This is a genomic window from Streptomyces sp. NPDC033221, assembly GCF_055577005.1.
The window spans coordinates 183,550-204,357 of sequence record NZ_JBVIQN010000003.1; the positions used below are offsets into that span (position 1 = coordinate 183,550).

Sequence of the window (20,808 nt, forward strand, 5' to 3'; positions counted from 1 at the left end):
GGCACAGGGCGGGACCGGTGCTCCGGTCCCGCCCTGCTGTCGTCGGCGCTGCCCTCAGATCACTTCTTCGTCCCCCACGGCACCTGCGGGGACTTGTAGTAATCGAAGCCCATGGCCTCCCAGCGGGGAGCCTGGGACGCCAGCCGGTGCTTGTAGGTGTTCCAGTCGTGGGTGGACCTCGGCGACCAGCCCAGCTCGGCGATGCCGGGCATCCGCGGGAAGGTCATGTAGTCGAGGTGCTGGTTGGTGGAGAGGGTCTCCGTCCAGATGGGGGCCTCGACGCCCATGACCGACTTTTGCGGCGCGCCCTTGAGGTAGGTCGCGGGGTCCCAGTCGTAGGACCGCTGGACCTCGACGTACCCGGCCCAGGCCTTACCCAGCTTGGTGTCCTTGGTGTACTTCATGTCGAGGTAGGACCGGTCGGCCGGCGACAGGATGAGCCCGGCGCCCTTACGGGCGGCCGCCGCGACCTGCTCCCGCTCCTTGACGGGGGTCTTGTCGTAGCCCCAGTACTGCACCGCGGCGCCCTTGGCGGGCGTGACGGCGGTCAGCTGGTGCCACCCTATGACCTTCTTCTTGTACTTGGTCACCAGCGGCTGGACCTTGTTCATGAAGGTCACGTAGTCCGCGTGGCTGGTGGAGTGCGCCTCGTCACCGCCGATGTGCAGATACGGCCCCGGGGTCAGCGCCGCGACCTCGCGGAAGACGTCGTCCAGGAACTCGTACGTCACCTTCTTGGGCACGCACAGTGAGCTGAAGCCGACCTCGACGCCCGTGTAGATCGGCGGCGCGATGTTGTTGCAGTTCAGCTTGGCGTACGAGGCCAGCGCGGCCTGGGTGTGTCCCGGGGTGTCGACCTCGGGGATGACCTCCATGTAGCGGCTGGCCGCGTACCGCAGGATCTCCCGGTACTGGGCCTTGGTGTAGTAGCCGCCGGGGCCGCCGCCGACCTGGGTGCTGCCGCCGTAGCTGGCGAGCCGCGGCCAGGAGTTGATCTGGAGCCGCCAGCCCTGGTCGTCGGTGAGGTGCAGATGCAGCTTGTTGTACTTGTACAGCGCAAGCTGATCGATGTAACGCTTCAGCTGCTCGACCGTGAAGAAGTGCCGGGACACATCGATCATCCCGCCGCGGTAGCCGTAGCGCGGGACGTCGGAGATGGTGCCGCCGGCGACCTTCCAGGGGCTGTGCTGCCTGCTGCGCTTCTCGATGGACGGCGGCAGCAGCTGGCGCAGCGTCTGGACGCCGTGGAAGAGGCCGGCGGGCCGGGCGGCGGTGATCGTCACCGCGTGCCGGGTGGAGGTGAGGCGGTAGCCCTCGGCGCCGAGCTTCTTGGTGTCCTTGCCGCCCAGGCGCAGCACGATGCCGTCCCGGCCGTCCTTGCCGGTGACCGGCAGGGGGTGGCCGGTGGACGGGCGCAGGACGTCCGCCAGGTAGCCGGCCACCCGCCTGACCTCGGCCGACGCGCCGGGCACCCGAATCCGGGTCCGGTGGCCGATCGTGTAGGGATCCTTGCCGGGCTTGACGGCGGCGGGTGCCGGGATGACCTGGTCGAGGGCTATCGGCTTGGCGTGGCGGGCGGACGGACTGCCGCGGTCGGCCGCGGCGGACTGCGTCCCGGCCGTCGACAGGCCCGCCGCCGCGACCAGCAGCAGCGAGCAGAACAGTCTGCTTCGTCTCACGAGATTCCCTTCGCTGGGCTCATCGTGCAGGGCCGTGCGTGGACTGCGTACGTGGCATGGAGCAACCGAACGTCAACATTGAGTACCGCTCGCCCCCCTGGTGGTCAAGGTGGACACCACGTCTGGCGTCATCCGGCGTGTCGCTTGCCCGATATCGGGCAGGTTTCTTGCGTAACCCGGGCCGACCCATCAGTATTCATCGGGTGCTCGATCGCCGTTCGCCCCATGAGGACCTCGTCGACCACCTGGTGCGCAGCACACCGCTACAACGCGGTGAGGCCGCCCGGGTGGTGCTCGACGTCCTCGCGTACTTCGACGAGACGACCGAGGCCTACGTCCGCAGACGCCACCGGGAGCTGCAGTCACAGGGACTGCGCAACGAAGCGATCTTCGAACGCATCGGCCAGGAGCTGCCGCACCGCGCGGTCCACCCGCCCCAGCTCTCGGCGCGCCAGCTGCGCCGTCTCGTCTACGGCTGAACCGGCCGAGCACCCCGGCGCGCGCCGCATCGCGCGCCACCTGTCCAATCGCCTGACCGGGAGGGTCACTACATGTGCGGGATCGTCGGCTACATCGGTAAGCGGGACGTGGCTCCGCTGCTCCTCGAAGGACTGCAGCGTCTGGAGTACCGCGGATACGACTCCGCCGGTATCGCCATCCACGCCAAGAGCACCGGCAAGGCCGCCGGCGGCCTGAAGACCGCCAAGGCCAAGGGCCGCGTCCGCGAGCTGGAGTCCCGCCTGCCCAAGCGCTTCGCGGGCACCGCCGGCATCGCGCACACTCGCTGGGCCACCCACGGCGCCCCCACCGACGAGAACGCGCACCCGCACCTCGACACCGAGGGCAAGGTCGCCGTCGTCCACAACGGCATCATCGACAACGCCGACGAACTGCGCGCCAAGCTCACCGCCGACGGCATCGAGTTCGTCTCCGAGACCGACACCGAGGTGCTGGCCCACCTGATCGGCCGCTCCCAGGCGCCGACCCTGGAGGAGCAGGTCCGCGAGGCCCTGCGCGTCATCGAGGGCACGTACGGCATCGCCGTGCTGCACGCCGACTTCCCCGAGCGCATCGTCGTCGCCCGCAACGGCTCGCCGGTCGTCCTGGGCATCGGCGAGAAGGAGATGTTCGTCTCCTCCGACGTCGCCGCGCTGGTCTCGCACACCCGCCAGGTCGTCACCCTCGACGACGGCGAGATGGCCACCATCAAGGCCGACGATTACCGCACCTACACCACCGAGGGCTCGCACACCTCCGCCCAGCCGACCACCGTGGAGTGGGAGGCCGAGTCGTACGACATGGGCGGCCACGACACGTACATGCACAAGGAGATCAGCGAGCAGGCCGACGCGGTCGACCGCGTGCTGCGCGGCCGCATCGACGACCGCTTCTCCACCGTGCACCTGGGCGGTCTGAACCTGGACCCCCGCGAGGCGCGTGCCATCCGCCGGGTCAAGATCCTGGGCTGCGGCACCTCGTACCACGCGGGCCAGATCGGCGCGCAGATGATCGAGGAGCTGGCCCGTATCCCCTCGGACGCCGAGCCGGCCTCCGAGTTCCGCTACCGCAACCCGGTCGTGGACCCCGACACCCTCTACATCGCGGTCTCCCAGTCCGGTGAGACCTACGACGTGCTCGCCGCCGTGCAGGAGCTCAAGCGCAAGGGCGCGCGCGTCCTCGGCGTGGTGAACGTGGTCGGCTCGGCGATCGCCCGGGAGACCCACGGCGGCGTGTACGTGCACGCCGGCCCCGAGGTCTGCGTGGTCTCCACCAAGTGCTTCACCAACACCGTGGTCGCCTTCGGGCTGCTCGCGCTGCACCTGGGCCGCATCCGCGACCTGTCCGTCGCCGACGGCAAGCGGATCATCGAGGGCCTGCGCAAGCTGCCCGGCCAGATCCAGGAGATCCTGGCGATGGAGGACGACGTCAAGCAGCTGGCGGCCGAGTACGCCGAGGCCAGGTCGATGATGTTCATCGGCCGGGTGCGCGGCTACCCCGTCGCCCGCGAGGCCTCCCTCAAGCTCAAGGAGATCTCCTACATCCACGCCGAGGCGTACCCGGCGTCCGAGCTCAAGCACGGCCCGCTGGCGCTCATCGAGCCCGCCATGCCGACCGTGGCGATCGTCCCGGACGACGATCTGCTGGAGAAGAACCGCGCCGCGATGGAGGAGATCAAGGCCCGCAGCGGCCGCATCCTGGCCGTCGCGCACCAGAAGCAGGAGAAGGCCGACCACACCATCGTCGTGCCGAAGAACGAGCACGAGCTGGACCCGATCCTGATGGGCATTCCGCTCCAGCTGCTGGCCTACCACGTGGCCCTGGCCATGGGCCGGGACATCGACAAGCCGCGCAACCTGGCGAAGTCGGTCACGGTCGAGTAGGCGATCGACGGCGAGCAGTCGCTCACGGGTGCGTGGTCGCCCGGGGGCGGGTGGTCGCTCGGGCGCGAGTCGCCCGACGTGCCGCGGGGGTCCTGTCCACCCCCGCGGCCACGGGCGTTCGTCCGGGGGACGGGCGGCCTGCGGAGGCCGCCCGGTCGGACGACACGTCCTGGGGGGGGCGGGAGGCGGGGCCCCGCGCGTGCCACCATACGCGCGGGGCCCCGCCTCCCCTGTTGCCGGCGTCGCCCTTACGCCGGCGGTGGCCGCCTTCCCGGGAACCGTCACCTCCCGGGCGGCAGCACGCTGTTGACGGACGGAGAGCCGGGCTGCGGACCGCCCCGTCCGCCGGACGCCCGTGCGCCCCGGGAGCGACGCCGGTGCCCTGTCCGGTCGCCGGAGCCGCTCCGTTCGCGTCCCTCTTGATCGGTTTTCTACCCCCGACCAGGGTGCATTCCACCTCTACGGGCCAGTAGATATGCCGAGTGCGCGTGAATACGGCGCTGGTGACGCTCCCTCACCTCACGCCCCATCAGGTCACGGGATGTCGGCGGCGCGGGTCACGGGGGGCAGCGGCGGGGAGCCGGAACGGTGAGCAGGCAACCGGTCAGGGAATGACGATCACGGGCCGCTGCGCGCGCCGGGCCAGCCGCCCCGCGACCGAGCCGAAGATCCGGCCCACGATGCCGTGCGTCGAGCCGACCACGATCGCGTCGGCCTCGTACTCGTGGCCGACCTCCTCCAGCTCGTTGCAGATGTCGCCGCCGCGCTCCACGAGGATCCACGGGATCTCCGCGAGATGGTCGGCGCAGGCCAGCTCCAGCCCCAGCACTTCCGTCCGGTGGTCCGGAACGTCCACGAAGACCGGGGGTTCACAGCCCGCCCAGACCGTCGTGGGCAGCCGGTTGGCCACATGGACGATGATCAGGCCCGAGCCGGAGCGCCGTGCCATACCGATTGCATACGCCAACGCGCGCTCGCTCGACATCGAGCCGTCGAAGCCGACCACGACGCCGTGCCGGAAGGCGGGGTCGCAGGAGTGGCGTGTCTGTTCCGCCGCTTGGAGGTCCGCCGTCGGATCGGCGACCTGCTTGCGGTCCGCTGGTTCGGGGATTTCGTGACCGGCCATGGTGTCTCGGCGAAGGAGGTCCTTGCGGAGGGGCGGACGGGGAGCGGCGATTGACTTGATCCGGCAGTTGACTGAGCTGGCTTGATCGAGAGGTCGGCCCCTTAGTTCAAAGGGGAACAACACGACCGGGAATCATCTTCCCAATGCCGTACCCCAAGAGTACGGCGCCAGTCCCCCGCTGCCCAGAGCCCCGCGCGGACGACGGGCCCCTGAGGCGGGGACGGACCCCCGTAACCACACGGGCGGGGGACCGCTCGAACATTCCCCGGAGCATGCCGGAGCGTGGCCCGGTTGGCAATGCCCCGGCCTGCCCCCGTACGTACCCATCGCGGTGACCCATGGCCCCCCGCAGCCGTTGTAGTAGCAGCCTGCCTGGAGGGAGTACGCCGTGCCCGGTCCGTCGAACACATCAGCCGATCCGGTGAGCGATCTCGTCCGCTGGGCGGCGTTCAGCTGTGCCGTGGTGCCCCTCGTCCTCATCCTGTGCGGCGCGTCCGCCGCCGGGGCGGCCGGCACCGCCGTGGGGCTGGCGGCGGTGACCTGCGCGTGCCGGGCCCTGCTGCGCCAGTCCGAGCGCACCGCCGCCCGGCCGTCCCCCGACGAGATCGCCCCGCACCGCGGCCGGCACAGCCGTACCGGCACCGGAGCCCACCGGGGAGGGCGCCGTTCCGAGGGGCGTACGCCGGAGGAATGACGCGCCCGCAAGCCTGCCCAGGGTCGTTTTCGGCCAACTTCGTGCTCAGGTGCATCTCTTGGCAAAAGCGACCCACAACCTGGGCCTGAGCTGGGACGAAAGGACCGCGGGGCGCGATTGCGCCCTACGGCTTACGGGCAGAGGCGAGAGGCGTACTTCCCAGCAGGCCCGACGAGTGGAACGCTTCGTGATCGAATGCTTCGCGCCAAGTTGCCATATCGACATACGAGCGGGTGGTGAACTTGGCACTCCATCCTCACGGGACGCAGTAGATTCGATCTTGGCAATCACGGCGGGGGAACAGTGCAGGACCGAGAGGGCGAGACGACCGAGGGGGGCTTAAGTGCCATGAGCCAGGACTCCGCTGCCGTACCAGATGCCGCACGCAAGCTCGCCGCCCGACGACGCCGCGAAATAGTCGCGGTGCTCCTCTTCAGTGGCGGCCCGATTTTCGAGAGCTCCATTCCGCTCTCGGTCTTCGGCATCGACCGCCAGGACGCGGGTGTTCCGCGGTACCGACTACTTGTGTGCGCGGGCGAAGATGCGCCTTTGCGCACCACCGGGGGGCTCGAACTGTCGGCCCCCTACGGGCTGGAGGCGATCGCCCGCGCGGGCACGGTCGTCGTGCCGGCCTGGCGGTCCATCACACAGGCACCACCACCGGCCGCGCTGGACGCGCTGCGCCGGGCGCACGAAGAAGGGGCCCGCATCGTCGGGCTCTGCACGGGGGCCTTCGTGCTCGCCGCCGCAGGGCTCCTCGACGGCCGGCCCGCGACCACCCACTGGATGTACGCGCCGACGCTCGCCAAGCGTTATCCGTCCGTCCATGTCGATCCCCGCGAGCTCTTCGTCGACGACGGCGACGTGCTGACCTCCGCGGGGACCGCCGCCGGCATCGACCTGTGCCTGCACATCGTCCGTACCGACCACGGGGCGGACGCGGCCAACGCGCTCGCCCGGCGGCTGGTGGTCCCGCCCCGGCGCACCGCGTCGGACCTGGGGCACCAGAGGTACCTGGACAGGTCATTACCGGAAGAGATCGGTGCGGACCCGCTCGCCGAGGTCGTGGCCTGGGCGCTGGAGCACCTCCACGAGCAGTTCGACGTGGAGACGCTGGCGGCCCGCGCCTACATGAGCCGCCGTACCTTCGACCGCCGCTTCCGGTCCCTGACCGGGAGCGCTCCGCTGCAGTGGCTGATCACCCAGCGCGTCCTCCAGGCGCAGCGGCTGCTGGAGACCTCCGACTACTCCGTGGACGAGGTCGCCGGACGCTGCGGCTTCCGGTCGCCGGTCGCGCTGCGCGGCCACTTCCGGCGGCAGTTGGGTGCCTCTCCCGCGGCCTACCGCGCGGCGTACCGCGCGCGCAGGCCGCAGAACGGGGTGCCCGAGCAGGTCTCCCGGGCGGACCGGCCGGAGCGCGGCGAGCGTCCCGGTGCCGGTGCGGACCGGTTCGCCGCAGCCGCGGCGGGCCACCTGCCGGGGGGCCACGGACAGCTGCATCACGGGCAGGCGTCGCACAGCCAGGCGTCGCATGCCCAAGGGGGGCTCGGTCCGGGCGGGCATACGCAGGGCCATCCGCAGAGCGGTCACGGTCCGGGCGGACACCCCCAGGGTTCGCACGGCGGTCCGGGCGGGCACGGGTCGGGCGGCCAGCCGGGGCACAGTACGGCGGGCCACGGCCAGCCGGTGCACAGCCAGGCCACGGCACTCGCGCCGACAGAGCCGGGCAAACCGGAATCCGATGCCTATGCGCCGCGGCTTCCGGAACAGTCCGCCGGGCGGCCGGCCGGCCGCCCGGTGCTGCCCAGTCAGCGGGAGCGCCCCGTAGGGTGAGACGTATGAACGATCGCATGGTGTGGATCGACTGCGAGATGACCGGGCTCTCGCTGGCGAACGACGCGCTCATCGAGGTGGCCGCCCTGGTCACCGACTCGGAGCTGAATGTCCTGGGCGACGGGGTGGACATCGTGATCCGCCCCCCGGCCGAGGCCCTGACCACCATGCCCGAGGTCGTGCGCCAGATGCACACCTCCTCCGGGCTGCTGGCCGAGCTGGACAGCGGCACCACCCTGGAGGACGCGCAGGAACAGGTGCTCCGGTACCTCAAGCAGCACGTACCGGAACCCGGCCGGGCACCGCTGTGCGGCAACTCCGTCGGCACCGACCGGGGCTTCCTGCTCCGCGACATGCCGGAGCTGGAGCGCCACCTGCACTACCGGATCGTGGATGTGTCGTCCGTGAAGGAACTGGCCCGGCGCTGGTACCCGAGGGCGTACTTCAACAGTCCGGAGAAGAACGGGAACCACCGGGCGCTGGCGGACATCCGTGAATCCATCGCGGAGCTCCGCTACTACCGGGAGGCGGTCTTCGTGCCGCAGCCCGGCCCGGACTCGGAGACCGCGAAGGGGATCGCGGCGAAGTACGTCCTGCCTGCGGACTCGTAGTGACGCAGCTCGCTCCCGGTTCCGAGCGGAACCGGGAGCGAGCACCCCTTCAGACCCTGTACACTTTTCTCAGCCGGTGGGGAACAAGACACCACACAGCACCGGTCATGGTGGGTATAGCTCAGCTGGTAGAGCACCTGGTTGTGGTCCAGGATGTCGCGGGTTCAAGTCCCGTTACTCACCCCAACGAGTAGGGCCCCCGGACGTGAAAGCGTCCGGGGGCCCTACTCGTTGGGGCGTTCGCCGTCGCGGGGCCGGGGTGCCCGTACGGGGGACGTGACGGCTGTCACATCCCCCGTACGGGCACCCTCCGGGCCCTGCGGCCCGCGGGCTCAGTAGCCGACGGTGAAGCGCTCCCCGGTGTGCTGCGGCTTCTCGATCTCGTCCAGGAGGGCGACGGCGTAGTCCTCGGCGGTAATCCGGCTGGTGCCGTCCGCGTCGGCGACCAGGTCGTCCAGGGCGGTGCGGTACGCGCCCGTACGCTCCCCGGGCTCGATCAGGGCGGCCGGGCTCACATTGGTCCAGCGCACGTCCGTGACGGTGCGGTAGAAGTCCAGCGCGTCACCGTGCGCGTGCATGATCTGGAGCAGGAACTCCGGCAGGCCCTCGGCGTCCCAGACCTGCTTGCCGTCCGGCGTACGGAGCGAGCCGGCGCCGCCGACGGAGACCAGCCGGGGAGCGGCCTCGCCGAGGGTGCGCAGGCCCGCGACCAGGGACTCCGCCGCGGGCTTGATCGTCGCGATGTGCCCCGGTCCGTCGCCGCCGCCCACCGCGCTGACCAGCACGTCCTGGCCCTCGGCCACGGCCGCGACGGAGGCCGGGTCGAGGATGTCGCCGGTGGTCACGGTCAGGTTCGGATCGGTCTTGGTGATCTTCGCGGGGTCGCGGACGACCGCGGTGACCTGGTGGCCGCGGCGCAGCGCCTCGTCGAGGACGCGGCTGCCGATGGTGCCGTTGGCTCCGAAAATGGCGATCTTGGACATGTCGGTACTCCCTGCGCCCCGGCCGGGGCATACTCTGGCTTTTCTTTTTCCGTCATCAGCCGCGCTGACGTCTTCCACGCTAGGGGCCTCAGCACGGCCTGCCGGGGTGGACACGGGACCAGTGATGGTGAAAAAACGACACGCTGCGCAGCAGGCCGGGGAGAGCATCCCGGCGGTCGCCTTCACGGCACCGGCCGGGCGGCCGGCCGGTGTGGAGGTGCTGACGCTCGCCGAGCTGCGCGACCGCGCCGACGCCTGCGCCCTCGCCGTGCCGCACCGGCCGGACTTCCACCACCTCCTCGTGGTGGACAGCGGACGCCTCAGGCACACCGTGGACTTCCGAAAGTATGAGCTGGCCGCGAATGACTGGATGTGGGTGCGTCCGGGACAAGTGCACCACTTCGGCAACTTGACCGGAGCGGAAGGACGACTGGTCCTGTTCGAATCCGGTTTCCTCGACCCGGCGACCGCGGCCGCGGCCCGCCTGGAGGACTGGTTCGGCCCCGCGGTGCACCATCCGGAAGGGGAAGAGGCGCAGGCGGTGGAGCGTGCGCTGCGCCACCTCCACCAGGAGTTCGGGGCGCTGCGCGGCCTGCCCCTGGAGACGCACATCGAGGTGCTGCGGCATCTGCTGGCCGTACTGGTGCTGAGGGCGGCCCGCCTGTCCGCACCGAGTGGGGGCGGGTCGGGCGGGGGACGACCGGGTGGTGGTGGTGGGGCGGGTGACGGCGGGCCGGGTGGTGGCGTCTGCGAGGCGAGCGAGACGTTTCTGCGTTTTCGCGACGCGGTGGAGCGCGGCTTCACCCGCAGCCGCCGCGTCGAGGACTACGCGCGGACGCTCGGCTACTCGCCCCGCACCCTGTCCCGCGCGACCACGGCCGCCACCGGTGTGGGCGCGAAGGAGTTCATCGACCGCCGCGTGGTGCTGGAGGCCAAGCGGCTGCTGGCCCACGGGGACCAGACCGCCGCCCGGATCGCCGTACGCCTCGGCTTCGCCGACGCCGCGAACTTCGCCAAGTTCTTCCAGCACCGTACGGGCAGTACGCCGATCTCCTTCCGTACGGAGGTACGCGGTCCGGCGTGAGGGAGCCGGCTGCGTTTTCGGAGGACCAGTGGGAGCGCTCCCAAGCATTGGGGCGGGCGGGCGCCCCGTCAAGAGGGGGCGCCCGGGTGCGTGACGCGGCCGCTGGTAGCGGAATTTACGCAACTGCTCTGTGAAACCTGCCGAGTTGGCACTAGCCTCCGTGCAACCAGTGGGAGCGATTCCATCCGTCGCGGGCCGCAGCGCCCGTACGACCCGAGGAGTCGCTCATGCGCAGACCGTCACGCCTGTACGCCCTGGCGGTGGCCGCGGCGCTCGCCCTTCCGGGCGGGTCTCCGCCCGCGGCGGCCGCCGTGGGCGCCTTTGCTCCGGCCGCGTCGGCCCCGGTCGCATCGGCCCTGGGCGCCTCGTCCGCGCCGACCGTTGCCGAACCGGCCGCCGGCGATCCATCCGCCGCAGGTCCGTCCGTCGCGCTCCCTGCGGCCGCTCCGCCGCGGCTGCGTGTCGTGGGCAACCGCCTCGTCGACGGCGCGGGCCGTGCGCACCGCCTGCTCGGGGTGAATCGTTCCGGCGCGGAGTTCGCGTGCGTACAGGGCCGCGGGGTCTTCGACGGCCCGGTGGACGACACGTCCGTCGCGGCCATCGCGGGCTGGCGCGCCAACACCGTCCGCGTACCGCTCAACGAGGAGTGCTGGCTGGGCACCGCCAACATCGACCCCCGGTACGCGGGCGCCGCCTACACCTCCGCCGTACGCGACTACGTACGGCGGCTGACGGCCCACGGCCTCACGCCCGTCCTCGAACTGCACTGGAGCCACGGCCGCTACACCGGCCCCTCGGCCGCCTGCGCCGACGAGCACGCGAGCTGCCAGAAACCCATGCCGGACCGGCGCTACTCCCCCGCCTTCTGGACCTCGGTCGCCGACACCTTCAAGAACACCCCCGAGGTCGTGTTCGACCTGTTCAACGAGCCGTACCCGGACCGGGCGACGACGGACACCGAGCGGGCGTGGGCCTGCTGGCGGGACGGCGGCAGCTGCCCCGGCATCGGCTACGAGGTCGCCGGGATGCAGACCCTGGTGCACGCCGTACGGGCCACCGGCGCCCGCAACCCGATCCTGGTGGGCGGCCTCGCGTACGCCAACGACCTCGGCCGGTGGGCCGCGTACGCGCCGAAGGATCCGGCGGGCAACCTCGCCGCCGCCTGGCACGCGTACAACTTCAACGTCTGCGCGGACGAGGACTGCTGGGCCCGCACGCTGGGCCCGGTCGCCGACCACGTACCGCTCGTCGCGGGCGAGATCGGCGAGAACACCTGCGCCCACGCCTTCACCGACCGCGTCATGCGGTGGCTGGACGGGCGCGGCGCCTCGTACCTGGGCTGGACCTGGAACACCTGGGACTGCGCCGCCGGCCCGGCCCTCATCCGCGACTACGCGGGGACGCCCACCGCGTACGGCGCCGGGCTGCGCGACCATCTGCGCGCCCTGAACCCGGCGTGAAGCCGGAGAGCCGATGAGCCGGGACCCGGACCGCGGATCTGCGATCACGGACCGCGGTCCACGAACCCCGGCCCGAGGACCGCGCCGAGACACGTACTGGAATCCATACCGAGAAAGGACGACCCGCTCATGAGACGTTCCGCTGAGCAGCCTTCCGCACGTCGGCAGGACCAGCACAAGCAGCTCAACCAGCAAGTCCAGCCGGGCTTGCCTGACCAGGGCCGAACCACCCCGCGCCGCGCCCACCTGCACTCCGCGCCCCGGCGCCGCACCCGTGCCGCCGCGCTCGCGGCCTGCGCGATGCTGGTGGCCGCGGCCGGGACCGCCGGCGTCCTGCACGGCACCGCCCACGCGGCTCCGGCCGCCCGCGTCGACAACCCGTATGCGGGCGCCGGGGTTTATGTGAACCCCGAGTGGTCGGCGAAGGCGGCGGCCGAACCGGGCGGCGGCAAGGTCGCCGGGCAGCCGACCGGCGTCTGGCTCGACCGCATCGCGGCCATCAACGGCACCGGCGGCACCATGGGACTGCGCGGCCACCTGGACACCGCCTTACGGCAGGCGGCGGGCCGGCCGCTCGTCGTACAGCTGGTCATCTACAACCTGCCGGGACGGGACTGCGCGGCGCTCGCCTCCAACGGCGAACTGGGGCCGACGGAGATCGACGCGTACAAGACCCGCTACATCGACCCCATCGCCGCCGTCCTCGCCGACCCGAAGTACGCGTCGCTGCGGATCGTGACCACCGTCGAGATCGACTCGCTGCCCAACCTCGTCACCAACACCGGCGGGCGCGCCACCGCCACCCCTCAGTGCGACACCATGCTCGCCAACGGCAACTACGTGAAGGGCGTCGGATACGCGCTCAACAAACTCGGCGCGGTCCCCAACGTCTACAACTACGTGGACGCCGGACACCACGGCTGGATCGGCTGGGACGACAACTTCGGCGCCTCGGCGCGGCTGCTGCACCAGGCGGCCACGGCCGAGGGCAGCACGGTCGACAAGGTGCACGGCTTCATCACCAACACGGCCAACTACAGCGCGCTCAAGGAGGAGAACTTCGCGCTGGCCGACAGTGTGGCGGGCCGGTCGGTGCGGGAGTCGAAGTGGGTGGACTGGAACCGTTACGCCGACGAGCTGTCGTTCGCCCAGGCGTTCCGGCAGGAAGCGGTACGGGCCGGGTTCCGTCCGGACGTGGGCATGCTGATCGACACCTCGCGCAACGGCTGGGGCGGCAGCGCGCGGCCCGCCGGCCCCGGGCCTCGTACGAGCGTGGACGCGTACGTGGACGCGGGCCGGTACGACCGGCGGATCCACGTCGGCAACTGGTGCAACCAGGCGGGTGCGGGACTGGGCGAGCGCCCGCGGACGGCGCCGGCGGCGGGGATCGACGCGTACGTGTGGATGAAGCCGCCGGGTGAGTCGGACGGTTCGAGCACGGCGATCCCGAACAACGAGGGCAAAGGCTTCGACCGCATGTGTGACCCGACGTACGAGGGCAATCCGCGCAACAACTACCACCGGTCGGGCGCCCTGCCCGGCGCGCCGCTGTCCGGGCACTGGTTCTCCGCGCAGTTCCGGGAGCTGCTGAAGAACGCGTATCCGGCGCTGTAGGCCCCATTCGGGCCGCAGGTCGGCAAGCAGGCGGGAGGGGCGCTGGTGTGGTGGTGTGCGGGTGCCCCTCCCGCTCGTCCCGTTGGGACCACGCCCCCTCTCAGGACGACGCCCGGCGCACCAGCTCGGTCGGCAGTACGAGGTGGGCGCCGGCCGGGCCCGGCGAGACGTGTGGGCCCGGCGGGATGCGTGAGTCCTGCGGGGTGTGCGGGCCGGACGAGGTGCCACCCGCTCCCCCGTTGATCTGCCGCATGAGCAGTCTCGCCATCGCCCGGCCCATCTCCTCGATGGGCTGGCGGACGCTGGTGAGCGGCGGGTCCATGTGCCGGGCGATCGCGGAGTCGTCGAAGCCGACCAGGGCCACGTCGTCGGGGATGCGGCGGCCCGCCGCGCGGAGTTCCTGGCGGGCGCCGGCCGCCATCACGTCCGAGGCGCAGAAGACGGCGTCCAGGGCGGGGCGGCGGGTGAGCAGTTCGCGCAGGGCGCGCCGCCCGCCTTCCTCGGTGAAGTCGCCGTGCGCGACGAGCGCGGTGTCCTCGGGGTGGCCGGCGGCGCGTACGGCCTGGCGGTAGCCGTCGAGGCGGCAGTGGGCGACGTACATGTCGGGCGGTCCGGCGATGGTGGCGACCTGCCGCCGGCCGCGGCCGATGAGGTGCTCCAGGGCGCTCTGCGCGCCGCCGGTGTTGTCGGAGTCCACGTACGGGACCGTTTCCCCGGCGCTGCGGCGGCCGTTGAGGACGGTCGGGATCGCCATCCGTTCCAGCAGGTCGGGCAGCGGGTCGTCGCCGTGGACGGAGACCAGCAGTACGCCGTCGACGCGGTGCGCGGCGAGGTAGTCGGCGAACCGCCGCCGCTCCTTGGACGTACGGATCAGGGTGAGCAGCAGCTGCATGTCGTGGTCGGCCAGGCCGGCGCTGACGCCGCGCAGGATGCCGGAGAAGTAGGGCTCGGCGAAGAGCCGGGTCTCGGCTTCCGGCACGACCAGGGCGACCGTGTCGGCGCGGTTGGCCGCCAGGGCGCGGGCGGCGCGGTTGGGGACGTAGCCGAGGTCGGCGACGGCCTGCTGGACCAGGGTGCGGGTCCGTTCGCTGACCCGGGGGGAGCCGTTGATCACGCGGGAGACCGTGCCGCGGCCGACGCCCGCGCGCGCGGCGACCTCTTCGAGTGTGGGCCTGCCGCCCCCTCGCCGTGCGCCTGTCGTCATCGCCGCCTCCGCTTGCCGTCCTGGCCGTACATTCAACAACGAACCGTGCGACGGGTGTTGGCGCGCGATCCCTTGACACGCGTACCGGGGAGCGGCGACCCTTCACCTCATCACGTCTGGGAGCGCTCCCACCGTACTGGAAACCCCACATCCCGCACGCACGGTCTGCAGGGCACCAGGAGGAGACGCAATGCGAACGACGATCCGCGGCACCCGTCGGCGGGCGGTGGCCCTAACGGCCGCCGCCGCGCTCGGGGCCGCACTGCTCGGCGGCTGCGCCGAGGACAGCGACGCCCGCGGCACGCAGGGCCCGTCGGGGGCCGGCGCCCACAAGACCACCCTGACGGTCGGCGTCTTCGGCGTCTTCGGCTACAAGCAGGCCGGACTCTACGACGCGTACATGAAGCTGCACCCGGACATCACGATCAAAGAGACCTCGATCGAGCGCAACGAGAACTACTACCCGCAGCTGCTCACCCACCTGAGCACGGGCAGCGGGCTGGCCGACGTCCAGGCGGTCGAGGTCAACAACATCGCCGAAGTCACCGCCACCCAGGCGGACAAGCTCGTTGACCTCTCGAAGGCGCCGGGTGTGCGAAAGGCCGACTTCATTCCCTGGAAGTGGTCGCAGGCGACGAACGCGAGCGGCAGGACCGTGGGGCTGGGCACGGACATCGGGCCGATGGCGGTCTGCTATCGCAAGGACCTCTTCGCCAAGGCCGGACTGCCGACCGACCGGAACGCGGTGGCCAAGCTCTGGGCGGGCGACTGGGGGAAGTACCTCGACGTCGGCAAGCGCTACATGGCCAAGGCCCCGGCGGGCACCGCCTTCGTCGACGCCGCCTCCGGCGTCTACAACGCGGTGCTCTCCAGCAGCGCCGAACGCTATTACGACCGCGACGGCAAGCTGGTCTACAAGGACAGCCCGTCGGTGCGGCAGGCGTGGGACGCGGCTATGCGGGCGGCGACGGGGAAACTGACCGCCCGGCTCCAGCAGTTCCAGAAGACCTGGGACCAGGCGTACGCCAACGGGCGCTTCGCGACGGTCTCCTGCCCGCCGTGGATGCTCGGCTACATCAAGGAGAAGTCCGGGGACAAGGGCCGCGACGTGTGGGACGTGGCCGCCGCGCCCAAGCCGGGGAACTGGGGCGGCTCCTTCCTGGCCGTACCGGAAGCGGGCCGCAACAAGAGCGAGGCGGTCAAGCTGGCGGCCTGGCTGACCGCGCCCGAGCAGCAGGCGAAGCTCTTCACCCAGCAGGCCAGCTTCCCCAGCGCGCGGGCGGCGTACGGGCTGCCGGCGGTGGCGGGCGCCAAGCACCCGTACTTCGGTGACGCGCCGATCGGCAAGATCTTCGCCGCGGCGGCCGAAGGCATCCCCGACCAGGTGCTCGGCCCGAAGGACCTCACCGTCAACCAGAACATCACCGATGTGGGGGTGCTCCAGGTCGACCAGCAGGGCAAGACGCCCGAACAGGGCTGGCGGGCGGCGGTCGAATCGATCGACAACGCGCTGGACCAGTGAGCCATGGACGGCCGCCCCTCTCGCTCCGCGCCCTCGGCCGCGGCACCGCCCGCCCGTACCGGCGCGCCCCGGCCCGGCTCTTTCCGGCGGGCCGGGACCGCCTCCGATGCCGGGCATGCGGGCAGTTCCGGCTGCGCGGACAGCCCAGCCGGCAGCTCCGCCGACAGCTCCGCCGCCGTCCGCGCGCGGGAGCGCCGCAGCCGCCGCTACCGGCGGGACCTGCGCTGGAGCCCGTACATCTACATCGCCCCCTTCTTCCTCTTCTTCGCCGCCTTCGGGCTCTTCCCCCTCCTCTACACGGGGTGGGCCGCACTGCACCGCGTGGAGCTGACCGCGCCCAGCGACATGGAGTGGGCCGGGCTGCGCAACTTCACCCGGCTGCTGGGCGACGACTTCTTCTGGAACGCCCTCGGGAACACCTTCGTCATCGGTGTCCTCTCGACCGTCCCGCAACTGCTGATGGCGCTGGGCATCGCTCATCTGCTCAACTACCGGCTGCGCGGCTCGATGTTCTTCCGGGTGGCGGTGCTCACGCCGTACGCGACCTCGGTGGCCGCCGCGACGCTGGTGTTCGTGCTGCTCTTCGGGCGCGACTACGGGCTGGTCAACTGGCTGCTGAGCACGGTCGGCATCGACGGCGTCGACTGGGAGAACGGTTCGTGGAGCGCCAAGCTGGCGGTCTCCACGATCGTGATCTGGCGGTGGACGGGTTACAACGCGCTGATCTACCTGGCCGCCATGCAGGCGATACCGCACGACCTGTACGAGTCGGCGGCGCTCGACGGCGCCTCCCGGTGGCAGCAGTTCCGGTACGTCACGATCCCGTCGCTGCGGCCGACGATCCTCTTCACCTGCGTCGTGTCGACGATCGGGGCCACGCAGCTGTTCGGCGAGCCACTGCTGTTCAGCGGGAGCGCCGGGGCCTCGGGCGGCGCCGACCACCAGTACCAGACGCTGGGCCTGTATCTGTACGAGCAGGGGTGGGTGAACCTCCACCTCGGCCGGGCCTCGGCCATCGCCTGGACGATGTTCCTGATCCTGCTGGTGGTCGCCGCGGTCAACGCGCTGATCGCCCGCCGGCTGCGCACGAGCCAGTGAGGAGGAGCCATGACAGCCCGACGCACCGGCCGGCAGCTGCACGGCGGGAAGGTGACCTATGCGGTGCTGATCCTCTTCACCGCGGGGTCGCTCTTCCCGCTGCTGTGGACCGCCGTCGCCGCCTCCCGGAACAACACCCGGCTCGCGCAGACGCCGCCGCCGTTCTGGTTCGGCGGGAATCTGCTCAAGAATCTCGGTACGGCGTGGTCAGACGCCAACATGGGCGCGGCCCTGCTGAACACCACGGTGGTCGCCACGACGATCGCGCTGGGCACCGTGGTCTTCTCGACCGTCGCCGGGTTCGCCTTCGCCAAACTGCGCTTCCGGGCGAAGAAGCTGCTGCTGTTGCTGGTGATCGGCACGATGATGGTGCCGCCGCAGCTCAGTGTCGTACCGCTGTTCATGACCATCGCCGAGCTGGAGTGGACCGACCAGCTGCAGGCCGTCATCCTGCCCACCCTCGTCAGCGCCTTCGGGGTGTTCTTCATGCGGCAGTATCTGCTCCAGGCACTGCCCACCGAGCTGGTCGAGGCGGCGCGCACGGACGGCGCGAACAGCTGGCGCGTGGTGTGGCACGTCGTCTTCCCGGCCGCCCGGCCCGCGATGGCGGTGCTCGGCCTGCTCACCTTCGTCCAGGCGTGGAACGACTTCTTCTGGCCGATCATCGCACTGACGCAGAACGGCAATCCGACCGTGCAGGTCGCGCTGACCGGCCTCGGCCGCGGCTACATCCCCGACCAGTCCGTGATCATGGCGGGCGCGCTGCTGGGCACGCTGCCGCTGCTCGTCGCATTCGTCCTGTTCGGCAAGCAGATCGTCGGGGGGATCATGCAGGGCGCGGTCAAGGGCTGACCGGTGGGCCGCCGCGCCGCTCCCCCGGGCCCGTACGCGATTCCGTACGGAACGGAACGTCCCCGCGAACCCATCGCACCACACGCACCACGCGCCCCGCACGGCCCGCGCCGTGCGCCGCGTCCTCGTGAACGGGAGTACCGCCATGTCCAGCCCCCTTCGCTTTCCGCCCGGCTTCGTCTGGGGTGCGGCCACCGCCGCCTATCAGGTCGAGGGCGCCGCCCGGGAGGGCGGCCGCACCCCGTCGATCTGGGACACCTTCAGCCACACCCCCGGCAAGGTCGCCGGGGGCGACACCGGTGACGTCGCCGTCGACCACTTCCACCGGCGCCACGAGGACGTGGAACTGATGTCCGCCCTCGGGCTCGGCGCCTACCGCTTCTCCGTCTCCTGGCCGCGGGTGCAGCCGACCGGCCGCGGCCCCGCCGTACAGCGCGGGCTCGACTTCTACCGCCGGCTCGTCGACGACCTGCTCGCCCACGGCATCCGGCCGGTGCTGACGCTCTACCACTGGGACCTGCCCCAGGAGTTGGAGGCCGACATCCACGGCGGCTCCGCCTCGGGAGGCGGCTGGCCGCACCGGGACACCGCGCAGCGCTTCGCCGACTACGCGGCGATCGTCGCGGAAGCCCTCGGCGACCGTGTCGAGTGGTGGACCACCCTCAACGAGCCGTGGTGCAGCGCGTTCCTCGGGTACGGGTCGGGGGTGCACGCACCGGGCCGCACCGATCCGGAGGCCGCCCTGCGCGCCGCGCACCACCTCAACCTCGCGCACGGGCTCGCCGCCCAGGCACTGCGCGCCGCGCTGCCCGCCCGCGGCCGGGTCATGATCAGCCTCAACCCGGCCGCCGTACGGGCCCGCTCCGACGCGCCCGAGGACCTGGAGGCTCAGCGGCGGATCGACGCGCTGGCGACGCGTATCTTCACCGGGCCCCTGCTGCGCGGCGCATACCCCGCGGACCTCCTCGCGGACACCGCGCGTATCACCGACTGGACCTTCGTCCGCGATGGCGACCTCGCCGTCATCAAGCACCCCCTCGACGCGCTGGGCATCAACTACTACACACCCACAGTGGTATCAGGCAGCACTGACAACGGCCCCCTGCCGCGGCACGACGGGCACGGCGCCAGTGCCCGTTCGCCCTGGCCGGGGGCCGATCGGGTCGCTTTCCACCAGCCGCCGGGGGACCGTACGGCGATGGGCTGGTCGGTCGATCCGACCGGCCTGTACGACCTGCTCATGCGGTTCCACCGGGAGGCCCCCGGCCTGCCCCTGTACATCACCGAGAACGGCGCGGCCTTCGACGACCTGCCCGACGCCGAGGGCGCGGTGCACGACCCGGAGCGCGTCGGCTACGTCCACGCCCACCTCGCCGCGGCGCACCGCGCGCTCACCGACGGTGCCGACCTGCGCGGCTACTTCCTGTGGTCGCTGATGGACAACTTCGAGTGGGCGTACGGCTACAGCAAGCGGTTCGGTTCGGTGTACGTGGACTTCACGACCCAGGCGCGTACGCCCAAGTCGAGCGCCCATTGGTACGCGGGCGTGGCGCGCGCCAACGAACTGCCCGCCCTGAACACCGATGTGACCGCCTCATGAGAGCGGGGGGACACAGCGGTGGGGGTGGCCGCTGTGTCCTGCCCGGGGGGGGCGTGGTTGCGGGCGGGCTCAGTACGCGCCGAGCGCCTTGGTGAAGTCGAGCGGGCCCTGCGCGATGGAACTGCACGTCGGCTGGGCCGCGTTCTGTGGGCCGCCCGGGCACGCCTTGTCGCGCGTCGAGGACCACATCGACAGCCAGCCGAGGTGCTTGGACTGAGCGAACTTGACCAGTTCTTTGGCGTCCTCGACCGTGAAGATCTCCTTCTGTACGTCGTTGACGCCGATCATCGGGGTCACGGCGACGGCCTTCCAGGCGGCCGCGTCACCGAGGCCGAGCGTCTTCTTGAGCTGCCCCTGGGTGGCGGTGGCGGCCTGGATGGCGTACTTGCCCATGTCGCCGTCGTAGGAGGCGCCGTAGTCCATCGCCATGATGTTGACGGCGGAGATCTTCACGCCGTTCTTCTTGGCGTCGGCGATCAGGTTCACGCCGTCCTGCGTCAGGCCCCCGGGCATGACCGGCAGCGTGAAGGAGACCTCCAGGCCCGGGTGCTTCTTCTGGAGCTGCGCGATGGCCTGGGCGCGGCGGGTGTTGGCGGCGGCGTCCGGCAACGCGCCGCCCTCGATGTCGAAGTCGGCCTTCTTGAGGGCGAACTTGTCGATGACCTTGCCGTACGCGGCGGCCAGCTCGCCCGCCGACTTGCAGGCCAGGCCCAGCTCGGAGCCGTTGGCGCCGCCGAAGGAGATCCGTACGTCGCCGCCGGCCTTGCGCAGTGCCGGTAGCTGCTTGGCCACGGCGTCGTCGCCCAGCCCGCCCGAGCCGCCCCACTTGGGTTCGCAGCCGCCGCCTCCGGAGGTGACGAAGGCGAGGTTGAAGGTCTTCACCCCGGTCTTCTTCACGGTGCCGGCCAGGTCGTACACGGGGTACAGGGACGTGTCGACGTACGGGGCGAAGGCGCCGCCGGCCTTGGCCGCCGTTCCGGCTTCGGGCGCCTTGGTCGCCAGTGCCGAACCGGCGATGGCGAACGCGCCGCCCGCCGCCAGCGCGGCCGCCGCAGCCGTACCGATCA

General features: G+C 71.2%; 16 protein-coding genes, 1 tRNA gene and 1 pseudogene. 13 read left to right on the forward strand and 5 right to left on the reverse strand.

The window, feature by feature from the left end:
• Positions 1–59 precede the first annotated feature (59 nt).
• A complete protein-coding gene (locus ACZ53K_RS04840; protein WP_468832093.1) occupies positions 60–1,679 on the reverse strand; it encodes a beta-N-acetylhexosaminidase in 1,620 nt (539 codons plus the stop codon).
• Between the two features lie 203 nt (positions 1,680–1,882).
• On the opposite strand from ACZ53K_RS04840, the gene ACZ53K_RS04845 reads away from it, so the two are divergent.
• Together ACZ53K_RS04845 and glmS are read left to right on the forward strand one after the other, a co-directional pair.
• Positions 1,883–2,158, forward strand: coding sequence for a hypothetical protein (locus ACZ53K_RS04845; protein ID WP_468832094.1), 276 nt, complete (start codon positions 1,883–1,885; stop codon positions 2,156–2,158).
• Between the two features lie 72 nt (positions 2,159–2,230).
• The gene (gene glmS, locus ACZ53K_RS04850) at positions 2,231–4,060 is read left to right on the forward strand and encodes a glutamine--fructose-6-phosphate transaminase (isomerizing) (protein WP_468832095.1); all 1,830 of its coding nucleotides are present in this window, start codon (positions 2,231–2,233) and stop codon (positions 4,058–4,060) included.
• Between the two features lie 604 nt (positions 4,061–4,664).
• Here glmS and ACZ53K_RS04855 read toward each other — a convergent pair.
• On the reverse strand, positions 4,665–5,186 hold the full coding sequence (locus tag ACZ53K_RS04855) for a universal stress protein (RefSeq protein ID WP_468832096.1): 522 nt from the start codon (positions 5,184–5,186) through the stop codon (positions 4,665–4,667).
• Between the two features lie 421 nt (positions 5,187–5,607).
• On the opposite strand from ACZ53K_RS04855, the gene ACZ53K_RS04860 reads away from it, so the two are divergent.
• The 4 genes from ACZ53K_RS04860 to ACZ53K_RS04875 all read left to right on the forward strand — a co-directional run bounded on the left by ACZ53K_RS04860 (position 5,608) and on the right by ACZ53K_RS04875 (position 8,510).
• On the forward strand, positions 5,608–5,880 hold the full coding sequence (locus tag ACZ53K_RS04860) for a hypothetical protein (RefSeq protein WP_468832097.1): 273 nt from the start codon (positions 5,608–5,610) through the stop codon (positions 5,878–5,880).
• Positions 5,881–6,228: 348 nt separating this feature from the next.
• A complete protein-coding gene (locus ACZ53K_RS04865) occupies positions 6,229–7,713 on the forward strand; it encodes a GlxA family transcriptional regulator (protein ID WP_468832098.1) in 1,485 nt (494 codons plus the stop codon).
• A 5-nt stretch (positions 7,714–7,718) separates the two neighbouring features.
• Positions 7,719–8,324, forward strand: a complete 606-nt coding sequence (gene orn / locus ACZ53K_RS04870) for an oligoribonuclease (protein WP_468832100.1) — start codon at positions 7,719–7,721, stop codon at positions 8,322–8,324.
• A 110-nt stretch (positions 8,325–8,434) separates the two neighbouring features.
• Positions 8,435–8,510, forward strand: a tRNA-His gene (locus ACZ53K_RS04875).
• Positions 8,511–8,656: 146 nt separating this feature from the next.
• On the opposite strand, the gene ACZ53K_RS04880 is transcribed toward ACZ53K_RS04875, so the two are convergent.
• Positions 8,657–9,307 carry an NAD(P)-dependent oxidoreductase gene (locus ACZ53K_RS04880; protein WP_468832101.1) on the reverse strand — a complete coding sequence of 217 codons (651 nt, stop codon included), beginning with the start codon at positions 9,305–9,307 and terminating at the stop codon, positions 8,657–8,659.
• Positions 9,308–9,431: 124 nt separating this feature from the next.
• Between ACZ53K_RS04880 and ACZ53K_RS04885 the strand changes: the two genes are divergently transcribed.
• The 3 genes from ACZ53K_RS04885 to ACZ53K_RS04895 all read left to right on the forward strand — a co-directional run bounded on the left by ACZ53K_RS04885 (position 9,432) and on the right by ACZ53K_RS04895 (position 13,465).
• Positions 9,432–10,391 (forward strand): AraC family transcriptional regulator, encoded by a 960-nt coding sequence (locus tag ACZ53K_RS04885; protein WP_468832102.1) that lies wholly within the window; start codon positions 9,432–9,434, stop codon positions 10,389–10,391.
• Positions 10,392–10,618: 227 nt separating this feature from the next.
• Complete coding sequence (locus ACZ53K_RS04890; RefSeq protein ID WP_468832104.1) at positions 10,619–11,851, forward strand: glycoside hydrolase family 5 protein; 1,233 nt, start codon at positions 10,619–10,621, stop codon at positions 11,849–11,851.
• A 129-nt stretch (positions 11,852–11,980) separates the two neighbouring features.
• A complete protein-coding gene (locus ACZ53K_RS04895) occupies positions 11,981–13,465 on the forward strand; it encodes a glycoside hydrolase family 6 protein (RefSeq protein WP_468832105.1) in 1,485 nt (494 codons plus the stop codon).
• 100 nt (positions 13,466–13,565) lie between these two features.
• On the opposite strand, the gene ACZ53K_RS04900 is transcribed toward ACZ53K_RS04895, so the two are convergent.
• On the reverse strand, positions 13,566–14,669 hold the full coding sequence (locus ACZ53K_RS04900) for a LacI family DNA-binding transcriptional regulator (protein ID WP_468832106.1): 1,104 nt from the start codon (positions 14,667–14,669) through the stop codon (positions 13,566–13,568).
• Between the two features lie 190 nt (positions 14,670–14,859).
• Here ACZ53K_RS04900 and ACZ53K_RS04905 point away from each other — a divergent pair, with 190 nt between their 5' ends.
• The 4 genes from ACZ53K_RS04905 (at position 14,860) to ACZ53K_RS04920 (ending at position 19,741) form a co-directional block, all read left to right on the forward strand.
• Positions 14,860–16,191, forward strand: a complete 1,332-nt coding sequence (locus ACZ53K_RS04905) for an ABC transporter substrate-binding protein (RefSeq protein WP_468832108.1) — start codon at positions 14,860–14,862, stop codon at positions 16,189–16,191.
• Positions 16,192–16,194: 3 nt separating this feature from the next.
• The gene (locus ACZ53K_RS04910; protein ID WP_468832109.1) at positions 16,195–17,289 is read left to right on the forward strand and encodes a carbohydrate ABC transporter permease; all 1,095 of its coding nucleotides are present in this window, start codon (positions 16,195–16,197) and stop codon (positions 17,287–17,289) included.
• A 9-nt stretch (positions 17,290–17,298) separates the two neighbouring features.
• Positions 17,299–18,141 (forward strand): carbohydrate ABC transporter permease, encoded by an 843-nt coding sequence (locus ACZ53K_RS04915; RefSeq protein ID WP_468832110.1) that lies wholly within the window; start codon positions 17,299–17,301, stop codon positions 18,139–18,141.
• A gap of 145 nt (positions 18,142–18,286) precedes the next feature.
• A complete protein-coding gene (locus tag ACZ53K_RS04920; RefSeq protein WP_468832112.1) occupies positions 18,287–19,741 on the forward strand; it encodes a GH1 family beta-glucosidase in 1,455 nt (484 codons plus the stop codon).
• Between the two features lie 69 nt (positions 19,742–19,810).
• Here the strand turns inward: ACZ53K_RS04920 and ACZ53K_RS04925 are convergent.
• A pseudogene (locus ACZ53K_RS04925) lies at positions 19,811–20,701 on the reverse strand (chitinase); the annotation flags it as partial.
• Positions 20,702–20,808: the final 107 nt, after the last annotated feature.

What these genes read in the sequence shown, in the direction of transcription:
- ACZ53K_RS04865 (WP_468832098.1), top strand. Translation starts at nt 6,229, where the DNA reads ATGAGCCAGGACTCCGCTGCCGTACCAGATGCCGCACGCAAGCTCGCC.
- ACZ53K_RS04905 (WP_468832108.1), top strand. Translation starts at nt 14,860, where the DNA reads ATGCGAACGACGATCCGCGGCACCCGTCGGCGGGCGGTGGCCCTAACG.
- ACZ53K_RS04880 (WP_468832101.1), bottom strand. Translation starts at nt 9,307, where the DNA reads ATGTCCAAGATCGCCATTTTCGGAGCCAACGGCACCATCGGCAGCCGC.
- ACZ53K_RS04885 (WP_468832102.1), top strand. Translation starts at nt 9,432, where the DNA reads ATGGTGAAAAAACGACACGCTGCGCAGCAGGCCGGGGAGAGCATCCCG.
- orn (WP_468832100.1), top strand. Translation starts at nt 7,719, where the DNA reads ATGAACGATCGCATGGTGTGGATCGACTGCGAGATGACCGGGCTCTCG.
- ACZ53K_RS04900 (WP_468832106.1), bottom strand. Translation starts at nt 14,669, where the DNA reads ATGACGACAGGCGCACGGCGAGGGGGCGGCAGGCCCACACTCGAAGAG.
- glmS (WP_468832095.1), top strand. Translation starts at nt 2,231, where the DNA reads ATGTGCGGGATCGTCGGCTACATCGGTAAGCGGGACGTGGCTCCGCTG.
- ACZ53K_RS04895 (WP_468832105.1), top strand. Translation starts at nt 11,981, where the DNA reads ATGAGACGTTCCGCTGAGCAGCCTTCCGCACGTCGGCAGGACCAGCAC.
- ACZ53K_RS04890 (WP_468832104.1), top strand. Translation starts at nt 10,619, where the DNA reads ATGCGCAGACCGTCACGCCTGTACGCCCTGGCGGTGGCCGCGGCGCTC.
- ACZ53K_RS04910 (WP_468832109.1), top strand. Translation starts at nt 16,195, where the DNA reads ATGGACGGCCGCCCCTCTCGCTCCGCGCCCTCGGCCGCGGCACCGCCC.
- ACZ53K_RS04915 (WP_468832110.1), top strand. Translation starts at nt 17,299, where the DNA reads ATGACAGCCCGACGCACCGGCCGGCAGCTGCACGGCGGGAAGGTGACC.
- ACZ53K_RS04920 (WP_468832112.1), top strand. Translation starts at nt 18,287, where the DNA reads ATGTCCAGCCCCCTTCGCTTTCCGCCCGGCTTCGTCTGGGGTGCGGCC.
- ACZ53K_RS04855 (WP_468832096.1), bottom strand. Translation starts at nt 5,186, where the DNA reads ATGGCCGGTCACGAAATCCCCGAACCAGCGGACCGCAAGCAGGTCGCC.